This is a genomic window from Nocardiopsis sp. CNZ308 (assembly GCF_004217075.1).
On the sequence record NZ_SHKJ01000001.1, the window covers coordinates 6,150,464 to 6,161,060 of the forward strand.

Consider the following 10,597-nt stretch of genomic DNA (forward strand, 5'->3'; position numbering starts at 1 on the left):
CGGGCCGCGCGAAGGCTGACGGGGGAACGGGAGCCGGGGACATGGACGAGAAGCAGCAGCGGCAGGTCCGGCAGGAGTTCGGTGATGCGGTCAACATGACGCCCAAGGAGCTGGAGCGGTGGCTGGAGACCGACGAGTCGAAGTCCGTGGGCGAGGGCGACGGGGAGTCCAAGGGCCACCGCTCGGGGCGGCGGATCGTGGACATCCTGCGCTCGTCCGACGGTGACCTCGAGGAGCAGGACTACGAGCACATGCGCAAGGTCACCGGTTACGTGCACCGCCACCTGGCGCAGAAGCCGTCCGGGGACCCGAGCGAGACCCCGTGGCGCTACTCGCTGATGAACTGGGGGCACGACCCGCTCAAGGGCTGACGCGCTGCGCTGGTCGGTCCACAGATGCGAGACCCCCGTTCCAGGAGTCAGAGCGGGGGTCTTTCGCTGTCTCGGGGAGAGCGCCGGGAACGCCGTAGCTAGCGGGGGGACGACACCAGCGGGGAGAGGAGGGAGGCCCACTCCCGGCCTTCCGCGCGTCACCACACGCGTACCCCGCATTCCGCGCCCGCGTCCGGCCTCCGACGACACCCCGCACTGCCCGCTCCCCAGCCGCCCGCCCCACGAACCCGCTGAGGCATGGGCCACCGGACACATCCCGATCATGCTCACACGGCTGTCAGACTGACGGCCTACCGCCAGGATGCTGAAAGACTGAACCCCATGCAGGCCAACCAGTTCTCGCTCACCCGGGTGCACCTGAAGCACTACAGAAGCATCGCCAAAGCCGATGTCAGGCTCGGCCAACTGCTCTTCCTCGTGGGCCCCAACGGCTCCGGCAAGAGCAACTTCCTCGATGCTCTCAGGCTGGTCTCCGAAGCCCTCCAGACCTCGCTCGACCAGGCGCTGCGCAGCCGAGGCGGCGTGGCAGAGGTACGGCGGCGCTCGACCGGGCACCCGACCCACTTCGCGATCGACCTGGAATTCCGAGGCCCTGCCTACTCGGGCACGTACGCCTTCGAGGTGGCCGCGGTCAGAGGAGGCGCGTTCAAGATCTCCCGGGAGGAGTGCCACGTGTACTCCACCGGGGAAGCGGAATCCTGGACGGGCTTCTTCAAGGTCAGGAACGGCGAACTGGAGAAGGCCTCCGAGCCCGTCATGCCCCCGGTCAACGACCAGCGCCTCTACCTGGTCTCGGCCGCCGGGATCGACGTCTTCGAGCGGGTGTACGCGGGCCTCTCCGGCATCAGCGTCTTCAGCCTGAACCCGGACGCCATGCGCGAGCCGCAGACCCCCGACTCCGGTGAGTTCCTGCGCCGGGACGGCTCCAACGTCGCCAGTGTGCTGCACCGTCTGCAACGCAGTTCCCAGGGCGCGAGCGACAAGGAACGCGTCGAGGACTACCTGCGGATGATCGTTCCCGGTATGCACGGGGTCTCGCGAGCGGACCTCGGCAACTGGGAAACGCTGGAGTTCACCCAGGACGTACCGGGGGCCGAGAACCCGTGGCGGTTTCCGGCCCAGTCGGTCTCGGACGGCACCCTGCGCGCCCTGGGCGTCCTCGTCTGCCTGTTCTCCGACACCGGGGACACCCTCAGCACGGTCGGCATCGAGGAACCGGAGAGCGCCCTGCACCCGGCCGCGGCCGGGGTGTTGCTGGACGCGCTCCGGGACGCGAGCACCCGGCGCCAGGTGATCGTCACCAGCCACAGCCCCGACCTGCTGGACCGGGATGACTTCGAACCCTCCGAGCTGTACGCGGTCCGCTCCGCGTCCGGGGAGACCAACATAGGTCCCCTCGACGAGGCCGGTACCCACGCGATGCGAGAACACCTGTACACCCCCGGCGAACTGCTCAGAACCGATCAACTCCTTCCCGCGCCCGTCCAAGAACGCCTGTCCTGGGAAGGGGAGTGATGTCCCCCATCACCATCGCCCCGATCGTGGAGGGGCACGGCGAGCACAGGGCGGTACGGGACCTGCTCACCCGGGTCGCGACCGAGTACGCGGACACGTGGATCGACGTCGCGCAGCCCTTCCGCCTGGACTCGGCGAAAATGCGCAAATCAGATGAGCTGACCAGGGCGGTGTTGCTCCAGTCCAGGCGCGTTCCCGACCGGGGCGGCGTCCTCGTGCTCAGGGACGGTGACGACAAGGACATCACCTGTCCCGTCGAACTAGCGCGCTCGATCGCTCCCGATCCCGCACTCGCCCGATGCCCGGTCGAGGTGGTGATCGCTTGCCCCGAGTACGAGGCGTGGTTCCTGGCCGCCGCTGAGTCCCTGCGCGGGCACTCCGCGATGGGCGATGACGCCGTGGCACCGGAGGACCTCGAGGCCAAGCGCGACGCCAAGACCCAGTTGAGCGCCCTCATGACCGAGCCCTACCGGGAGACGCTCCACCAGGTGAAGTTCACCGCGACCATGGACATGCGGGCCGTGGAAGAGCGGAGCCGCTCCTTCCGGCGTCTGGTCCACGCCGTCCAGCTCCTCGTCGGATAAGGAATCGCCCCGGGGGCCGAAGCCCTGTTGGCTGAACGCGTGACCGAACTGCGCACCGACCGCCTCGTCCTCCGCCGGTGGCGGGACTCCGACCTCGCCCCCTGGGCCGCGATGAACGCCGACCCCGAGGTCCGCGAGCACCTGGGCGCCCCGCTCACCCGCGAGCAGAGCGACGCCTCCGTCGCACGCTTCGAGGCCGCGTTCGACCGGCGCGGCTACGGGTGGTGGGCGGTGGAGGTGCGGGCCACGGGTGAGTTCGTCGGCTTCGCGGGTCTGGACGAGGTGGACGAGGACATGCCGTTCACCGGGGTGGAGATCGGCTGGCGGCTCGCCCGCACGGCCTGGGGGCACGGCTACGCCACCGAGGCCGCGCGAGCGGTCCTGACCCACGCCTTCGACGTCCTCGCGTTTCGCGAGGTCCTCGCGGTGACCACGGCCGCCAACCCGCGTTCGCGGGCGGTGATGTGCCGGATCGGCATGACGCGGAACCCGGCCGACGACTTCGACGACCCCGCCGCGCCCGAGGGTCCGCTGCGCCCGAACGTGCTGTACCGCATCGCCCGCGACGCGGGAAGCTGACATCCCTGCCGGACAGTGTCAGTTCCCGAAGCCAGGACCGGCCCTCCGGCGCGCGGGTTGACGCGGGCGGGCCAGGCACCCGGTCAGCGGTCCGGCGGCCCGGCCGTGCTCCTCCGGGCCGCCTCGGCGCACCGCGCAACGGCCGGTGCTCGACGGGCTAGCGTCCGACGGGCTCCGGCCCCGCGGAGTCCGCCTCCGTCCCGTCCTGCCGGGGAACCCCTCCCACCGCGCCCCGGCGCCGGGACAGGAGCACGAACACCCCGGCCGTGGCGGCCAGCGACAGGGCCGCGACGCCCCAGGACGTGATGTCCCAGGCCGCCGTGAGGTGACCGGCGAGGGCTCCCGAGCCTCCCACGTCCCCGGCGGTCACCTGCGCGGCGGCTTCGGACGATCCCGTGCGGGCGGCGACGATGCTGGTCAGCGCCGCCCCGAAGACCGCGATGACCAGGGCTTCGGCGCCACCGCGGAGCGTGTTGAGGAAACCCGCCGCCATGCCGACCTTCTGGGGTTCGATGACGCCCATCGCCTGGCCGTCGGTGATGCCGAACGACAGGCCCATGCCGGTGCCGATCAGCACCAGGGGCGGGGCCAGTCCCAGGGCGCTGATCTGCGGGTGGAGCACGGTGAGCAGCGCGTTGCCCCCGGCCACGAACAGCAGCGCGACGACGATCGTCCCGCGGGCCGACACACCCCTGGCGACCAGCCACCCGCCCAGGGACGGGGCCGCCAGTACCGGCGCCGTGAGCATGAGCATCATCAGACCGGCGGTCTGGGCGGAGGCTCCCTGCACCCCCTGGAGGTAGGTCGGCAGGAAGACCAACACCCCCAGGAAGCCGATCGAGGTGGTCAGCGTCGCCAGGCACCAGGCCATGAACCGTCCGTCGCGGACCAGGCTCAGGTCGAGCACCGGCCGGGCCACCCTGCTCTCGATGACGAGGAAGAGCGCGAGGAGCGCCGCACCGGCCGCCAACGCGCCCACCACGGCCGGGGACCCCCAGCCCGCCTCGGGCGCCTCGATGACCGCGTACATCACCAGCGTCAGGCTGACCACGAAGGCCACCGCGCCGAACCAGTCCACACGCGGGCGTTCGGAGGCCCGCGACTCGGCGACGAACGCCGATCCGGCCAGGATGACCAGGCCGACCGCCGCGTAGACCAGGAACGCCGTGCGCCAGCCCACGGCGCCGACCAGCAGACCCGACAGGGTCGGGCCGATCGCGATGCCCACCCCCGCCATGGTGCCCATGGCGGCGAAGGCCCGGGTGCGCGCGGCGCCGTCGAAGGCGGTGGCCAGCAGGGCGCCGCCGCTGGCCATGACCGCCGCGCCGCCGACACCGGTGAGCAGGCGGGCCGCGTCCAGCAGGAGGATGTCACCGGCCAGGGCGCTGGCCAGGTTGCCCGCGAGGAAGACGGCCGCGCCGACGGCGAACAGCAACCGCCGCCCGAACAGGTCGGCCAGGGAACCGCAGACCAGGGTGAACGCGGCGAAGGTGAGGTTGTACCCGGCCACCACCCAGTGCAGCGGGGCACCGGAGGCCTCCAGGTCCACCCCGATCTCGGGAACGGCCACCGCCGTCCCCGAGATCGACATGGCCACGACCAGGACGCCCAGCATGACGCTGGCGAGCAGTATGCCCGGACGCGGCCTCGTCCCCTGGTCCGGCCTCGGCCGCCGACTACGCGTCGTACGCACGCGCATCTCCTTCGTGTCGTGAATGGTGGCCCCCATTCTTGAACCTCAACTTTTATTGAGGTCAAGGACCGAGCGAAGCAGGAAAGCGCAAACGCGGTCCTCAGTGCACCTCCCGCATCCCCGGGCGCGGCCCCGCCGACAGGAGAACGCCGAGCTCAGAACGCCCGCCCACCCGCCCGCGCACACGCGAAATCCGAGCGCCTTTTCCCGTGCGCGCCGGGAGGGACCGGAATGCGAGAACGGCCGCACCGGTGCCGGATCGGAGAACTCGGGGCGGACTCCAGCGGTGCGGATCCAGCGGTGCGGATTCAGTGGTGCGGATCCAGCGGTGCGGATCCAGCGGTGCGGATTCCTCCGCGCCCGCCGGCGCCTAACCTGGACGACGTGGTCACACGAGACACCCGGCCGCGTCCCGCCGGGCCCCCGCAGCGCGAGGCGATCGACAGCCGCAGGCTCCCCTCCTACACCGCCGGTGAGATCGAGGTGCCCTTCGTCGTCATGGGCAGCGCCGAGATCATCCCCCGGGACACGTTCTGGGAGGAGCACTCGCACCCCACGCACGAACTGCTCTGGAACCAGCGGGGCGCCTCCTCCGCCACCGTCGGCACGCGGGTCTGGACGATCACCCCCACGGTCGGCCTGTGGCTCCCGGCCGGGACGCGCCACTCCGGGTGGACCCCCGCGGGGACCTGGCACCGCGCCGCGCAGTTCGGCGTCCACGCGGTGCCCTCGATCTCCGTCGGACCCGTGGCCATGGAGATCACCCCGCTCCTGCGGCTCCTGCTCGACCGGCTCGACGCCGAGGGCCTCACCGCGGACGAGCGTTCGCGGACTGAGGCGATGGTGCTGGACATCCTCGCCCCGGCCCGGCACGAGCTGATCCTGCACATCCCCGAGTCACCGCTGCTGGCCCCCATCGTCGCCGCCGTGCGCGAGGACCCCGCCGACACCACCACCCTGGCCGTGTGGGCGGCGCGGCTGGGCGTGAGCACCCGCACCGTCACCCGGGCGTTCCGCGCCGAGACGGGCCTGGGGTTCAGCCAGTGGCTGACCACCGCGCGCGTGCAGCACGCGGTGACGATGCTCGCGCGGGGGGACGAGATCGACGAGGTGGCGGTGTGTGTGGGCTACCACTCGGCGAGCGCGTTCGGCGCGGCCTTCCGGCGGGTCACGGGGCTGAGTCCGGGCCGCTTCCGCGCCCTGTGAGGCCCGCGGGGACACCGTTCCAGCTCCGCGAGGCCCGCCGGTAGCGGCGTTTCCGCTCCCGCGGCGGAATCGGTAACACAGGCCCCAACAAACCCTCCAGGCTCCCCCCGCCACACTCCGATTGTCCGTTTCGCTATAAAAGATGTCGCATCTACGCGATTGCGAACCCACCAAGGACACCCTAAATTCGGTTAGGCAAACCTAATCTCTCGGCATCGCCGCGGTCGGGTCGGCGTCGCGCACCCCCGGGACCCTGTCCCCACGCGACCCGCCCCCGACCGGTCCCCTCCCGGACGCACACCCCCGTGCGCGCGCCGGGGCGGTGCGGGAGCCGGACCATGGCACCGCCATGGCTGAGGCCCCACGGCCACAATGGGAAGGAAACCATGCCCCGCGTTTCAAGGCTGGCCGCGCTCTCCGGCGCCGCGCTGCTCACGGTCGCGCTCGCCGCCTGCTCCTCCGACAGCTCCCCCGACTCCTCCGGCGGGGAGGACGGCGGTTCCGGGGACTGGACCCCCGTCACCATCGAGCACGCGCTCGGCACGACGACCATCGAGTCCGAGCCCGAGCGGGTCGCGACGGTGAACTGGGCCAACCACGAGGTCCCGCTGGCCCTGGGGATCGTCCCGGTCGGCATGGCCTCCGCCGACTTCGGCGACGACGACGGCAACGGGGTGCTGCCCTGGGTCGAGGAGAAGCTCGCCGAACTGGGTGCGCAGACCCCGGTCCTGTTCGACGAGACGGACGGCATCGACTTCGAGGCCGTCGCCGACACCGCGCCGGACGTGATCCTGGCCGCCTACTCCGGGCTGACCCAGGAGGACTACGACACGCTCAGCGAGATCGCCCCCGTCGTCGCCTACCCCGAGACCGCCTGGGGCACCCCGTGGCGGGAGATGATCGAGCTCAACAGCCAGGCCCTGGGCATGGCGGCCGAGGGCGAGGAGCTCATCGCCGGCCTGGAGCAGGAGATCGAGGACTCGGCCGCGGAGTACCCGCAGTTCGAGGGCCGGTCCGCGATGTTCCTGACCCACGTGGACACCACGGACCTGAGCGAGGTCAGCTTCTACACCACGCACGACACGCGCGCCATGTTCTTCGAGGACCTGGGCCTGGAGACGCCGGAGAGCATCGCGACCGCCTCGGCCGAGACCGACCAGTTCTCCCTGAGCCGGAGCGCCGAGCAGGCGGACGCGTTCAACGACGTCGACATCATCGTCACCTACGGCGGCGAGGAGCTGGTGCGGACCCTGGAGGGCGACCCGCTGCTGTCGCAGATGCCCGCCGTGGAGAACGGCTCCGTCGTCAACCTCCCCGGTGACGACCCGCTGGGCACGGCCGCGAACCCGACCCCGCTGTCGATCTCGTGGGTCCTGGACGACTACCTGTCGCTCCTCGCCGAGGCCGCTGACGAGGCTCAGTAGTGGCGACGGACACCTCGACCGCCGTCTCGGGCGCCGCCGTCGTGCGGCGCCCGAGGCGCGGCAAGACCCTGTGGCTGCTGGTGGTGCTGGGCGCACTGGCCGCGCTCATGTTCGCCTCGGTGGTCGTCGGCTCGCGCGACGTGCCCTGGACGGCCGTCGTGGCGGCCTTCGGCGGGGCGGCCGAGAACTTCGACCAGGCGGCGGTGGCCAAGCGCATCCCCCGCACGCTGCTGGCCGTGCTCGCCGGAGCGGCCCTGGGCGTGGCGGGGGCGGTCATGCAGGGCGTGACCCGCAACCCGCTGGCCGACCCGGGCATCCTGGGCGTGACCATGGGCGCCTCGCTCGCCGTCGTCGCGGGCATCGCCTACTTCGGCCTGGCCTCCGCGACCAGCTTCGTGTGGGTGGCGATCGTCGGCGCGGGGCTGACCACGGTGTTCGTCTACACGATCGGATCCCTGGGGCGGGGCGGGGCCACACCGCTCAAGCTCGCCCTGGCCGGGGCGGCGACCACCGCGGCCCTGGCCTCCTTCATCAGGGCGGTCGTGCTCCCGCGCGCCGACATCGCCGACGGGGCCCGGTCCTGGCAGATCGGCGGCGTGGGGGGAGGGACCTTCGACAGCGTCTCGCAGGTGCTGCCCTTCCTCCTGGCCGGGTTCGTCGTGTGCCTGCTGTCGGCGCGCGCGCTCAACCTGCTCGCCCTGGGCGACGAACTGGCCGCGGGCCTGGGCGAGCGCGTCGCGCTCGCGCGGAGCGCGGCCTTCGTCGGCGCGGTCGTGCTGTGCGGCGCGAGCACCGCCGTGACCGGGCCGATCAGCTTCGTCGGCCTCGTGGTCCCGCACGTGTGCCGCCTGCTCGTGGGCGTGGACCACCGGTGGCTGATCCCGTTCTCGGCGCTCACCGGCGCCGCCCTGCTGACCGCGGCGGACGTGGTCGGCCGCATCGTGGCGCGCCCCGCGGAGATCGACGTGGGGATCGTGACCGCGCTGATCGGCGCCCCCTTCTTCATCTACATCGTCCGCCGTCAGAAGGTGCGTGCCCTGTGAGCGCCTCCACCGTCGAGACCGTCGCCCGCGGCCGGACGCGCCGCGCGTACCGGCGGCGCGCCGTGATCGCCGCCCTGGCCGTGGCGATCGTCCTCGTGTTCGCCCTGAGCCTGATGGTCGGGCAGACCTTCTACCCGCCCGGCGACGTCGTGCGGGTGGTCCTGGGCCAGGACGTGCCGGGCGCCTCGTTCACCGTGGGGCGGCTCCGGCTGCCGCGGGCCGTGCTCGCGGTGGCGGCGGGGCTGTGCTTCGGGCTCGCGGGCGTGACGTTCCAGACCATGCTGCGCAACCCCCTGGCCAGCCCGGACATCATCGGCATCAGCGCGGGGGCCAGCGCGGCGGCCGTGTTCGCGATCGTGGTGCTCTCGCTCGGCGAGGCCGGGGTGTCGGCCTTCGCGATCGTCGCGGGCCTGCTCGTGGCGCTGGCCGTGTACGCGCTGTCCTTCAAGGACGGGGTCGCCGGGACGCGCCTGATCCTGGTCGGCATCGGCATCGCGGCCATGCTCACCAGCGTCACCGACTACGTCCTGGACCAGGCCGCCCAGTGGGACCTGCAGGAGGCGATGCGGTGGCTGACCGGCAGCCTCAACGGCGCCAGCTGGGACCAGACCGTCCCGGTGCTGGTCGCGCTGGCCGTGCTCTCCCCCGTGCTCCTGTCCCAGTCGGGCAACCTGTCCGCGCTCCAGCTGGGCGACGACACCGCCTCGGCCCTGGGCGTGCGCGTGGACCTGACCCGGCTCGTCGCGATCGTCGGGGCGGTGGGGCTCATCGCCTTCGCGACCGCGGCGGCGGGGCCGGTGGCCTTCGTGTCCTTCCTGTCGGGACCGATCGCGGCGCGCCTGGTGGGGCCGAACGGCTCGCTGCTGGTGCCCTCGGCGCTGGTCGGGGCGCTGCTGATCCTGGTCGCGGACCTGTGCGCGCAGTACGCCTTCGGGACGCGCTACCCGGTCGGGGTCGTCACCGGAGTGCTCGGCGCCCCCTACCTCGTCTACCTGATCGTCCGCACCAACCGCGTGGGAGGCTCGCTGTGACCACGGCCCATTCGCTGCTCGTCGAGGACCTGACGCTCGGCTACAAGGACCGCGCCGTCATCGAGTCGCTGGACCTGACCATCCCGCCCGGGAGGATCACCGCGATCGTGGGCGCCAACGCGTGCGGCAAGTCCACCCTGCTGCGCTCGATGTCGCGGCTGCTCGCGCCCCGGGCCGGGCACGTGCTCCTGGACGGCAAGGAGGTGCACCGCCTGCCGTCCAAGGAGCTGGCGCGCACGCTCGGTCTGCTGCCGCAGTCGCCGATCGCCCCGGAGGGCATCACGGTGAGCGACCTCGTCGGCCGGGGCCGCCACCCCCACCAGAGGATGCTCTCGCGGTGGAGCCGGGAGGACGACGAGGCCGTGGCCGAGGCGCTGGAGGCGACGCGGACGGTGGACCTGGCCGACAGGCCCGTGGACGAGCTCTCCGGCGGGCAGCGCCAGCGCGTGTGGATCGCGATGGCCCTGGCCCAGCGCACGGACCTGCTGCTGCTGGACGAGCCCACCACGTTCCTGGACGTCAGCCACCAGGTCGAGGTGCTGGACCTGCTCACCGACCTCAACCGCTCGCTGGGGACGACGATCGTGCTGGTCCTGCACGACCTCAACCTGGCCGCGCGCTACGCCGACCACCTCATCGCGCTCGCGGACGGGCGGCTGCACGCCGCGGGCACACCCGAGGAGGTGCTCACCCCCGAGACGGTGCACGCCGTGTTCGGCCTGCGCAGCGAGGTGATCACCGACCCCACGTCGGGCAGGCCCCTCATGCTGCCCCTGGGCCGGTACCACAGCACCGGGGCGGAACTCGGGGAGGAGCAGCTGGCGGAGTGACCCCTCCGCCGCCCTGAGGCCGGTGCCGCGCGCCTCGCGCCCCGCTCCCCATCAGTCCCCACGCGGATCCGCCGCGCCCTCGCCCCCGGGCGGGGGCGCGGCTGTGTGCGCCCCCGGGTCCTGTCCCTCCCGGCCCGGGCCCCTCCCGGACGCCGACCGCGCCGGGTGAGCGCGAGGACGTACCGGCGGGCGCCGGGGCCGGACTCCACCGGTGTCCCCTGGCGGAACGTCCCCCGTACACCGGGTGAACAGCGGCGGCCAAGGCGTGCCGCCGAGCGTGCCCCCGACCTCGGGAGAAGC

General features: G+C 72.4%; 10 protein-coding genes. 9 read left to right on the top strand and 1 reads right to left on the bottom strand.

Annotation, left to right across the window (positions count from 1 at the left end; all coding sequences use genetic code 11):
- Positions 1–41: 41 nt before the first annotated feature.
- From EV372_RS26520 to EV372_RS26535, 4 genes are all read left to right on the top strand, one after another.
- The gene (locus EV372_RS26520) at positions 42–371 is read left to right on the top strand and encodes a DUF3140 domain-containing protein (protein ID WP_130398288.1); all 330 of its coding nucleotides are present in this window, start codon (positions 42–44) and stop codon (positions 369–371) included.
- Positions 372–713: 342 nt separating this feature from the next.
- Positions 714–1,907, top strand: a complete 1,194-nt coding sequence (locus tag EV372_RS26525; RefSeq protein WP_130398289.1) for an AAA family ATPase — start codon at positions 714–716, stop codon at positions 1,905–1,907.
- Positions 1,907–2,491 carry a DUF4276 family protein gene (locus tag EV372_RS26530; RefSeq protein WP_130398290.1) on the top strand — a complete coding sequence of 195 codons (585 nt, stop codon included), beginning with the start codon at positions 1,907–1,909 and terminating at the stop codon, positions 2,489–2,491. Before EV372_RS26525 ends, EV372_RS26530 begins: the two co-directional genes overlap by 1 nt.
- Before the next feature lie 27 nt (positions 2,492–2,518).
- Positions 2,519–3,070 (top strand): GNAT family N-acetyltransferase, encoded by a 552-nt coding sequence (locus tag EV372_RS26535; RefSeq protein WP_197044326.1) that lies wholly within the window; start codon positions 2,519–2,521, stop codon positions 3,068–3,070.
- 157 nt (positions 3,071–3,227) lie between these two features.
- Here EV372_RS26535 and EV372_RS26540 read toward each other — a convergent pair whose 3' ends face one another.
- Entirely contained in the window at positions 3,228–4,769 is a 1,542-nt protein-coding gene (locus EV372_RS26540) for an MFS transporter (RefSeq protein WP_253797452.1), read from the bottom strand.
- Positions 4,770–5,147: 378 nt separating this feature from the next.
- Here EV372_RS26540 and EV372_RS26545 point away from each other — a divergent pair, with 378 nt between their 5' ends.
- The 5 genes from EV372_RS26545 (at position 5,148) to EV372_RS26565 (ending at position 10,297) form a co-directional block, all read left to right on the top strand.
- Positions 5,148–5,969: a helix-turn-helix domain-containing protein gene (locus EV372_RS26545; RefSeq protein WP_130398292.1), complete on the top strand. Its 822-nt coding sequence runs from the start codon at positions 5,148–5,150 to the stop codon at positions 5,967–5,969.
- 386 nt (positions 5,970–6,355) lie between these two features.
- Positions 6,356–7,393 (top strand): iron-siderophore ABC transporter substrate-binding protein, encoded by a 1,038-nt coding sequence (locus EV372_RS26550; protein WP_130398293.1) that lies wholly within the window; start codon positions 6,356–6,358, stop codon positions 7,391–7,393.
- Entirely contained in the window at positions 7,393–8,436 is a 1,044-nt protein-coding gene (locus EV372_RS26555; RefSeq protein WP_130398294.1) for a FecCD family ABC transporter permease, read from the top strand. Before EV372_RS26550 ends, EV372_RS26555 begins: the two co-directional genes overlap by 1 nt.
- Positions 8,433–9,467 (top strand): FecCD family ABC transporter permease, encoded by a 1,035-nt coding sequence (locus EV372_RS26560; RefSeq protein ID WP_130398295.1) that lies wholly within the window; start codon positions 8,433–8,435, stop codon positions 9,465–9,467. Before EV372_RS26555 ends, EV372_RS26560 begins: the two co-directional genes overlap by 4 nt.
- Positions 9,464–10,297, top strand: coding sequence for an ABC transporter ATP-binding protein (locus EV372_RS26565; protein ID WP_130398296.1), 834 nt, complete (start codon positions 9,464–9,466; stop codon positions 10,295–10,297). The genes EV372_RS26560 and EV372_RS26565 overlap by 4 nt, the downstream gene beginning before the upstream one ends.
- The last annotated feature ends 300 nt before the right edge of the window (positions 10,298–10,597 follow it).

Excerpts from the sequence above, each read along its gene's own strand:
- EV372_RS26520 (WP_130398288.1), top strand. The coding sequence starts at position 42 with ATGGACGAGAAGCAGCAGCGGCAGGTCCGGCAGGAGTTCGGTGATGCG.
- EV372_RS26525 (WP_130398289.1), top strand. The coding sequence starts at position 714 with ATGCAGGCCAACCAGTTCTCGCTCACCCGGGTGCACCTGAAGCACTAC.
- EV372_RS26530 (WP_130398290.1), top strand. The coding sequence starts at position 1,907 with ATGTCCCCCATCACCATCGCCCCGATCGTGGAGGGGCACGGCGAGCAC.
- EV372_RS26540 (WP_253797452.1), bottom strand. The coding sequence starts at position 4,769 with ATGCGCGTGCGTACGACGCGTAGTCGGCGGCCGAGGCCGGACCAGGGG.
- EV372_RS26550 (WP_130398293.1), top strand. The coding sequence starts at position 6,356 with ATGCCCCGCGTTTCAAGGCTGGCCGCGCTCTCCGGCGCCGCGCTGCTC.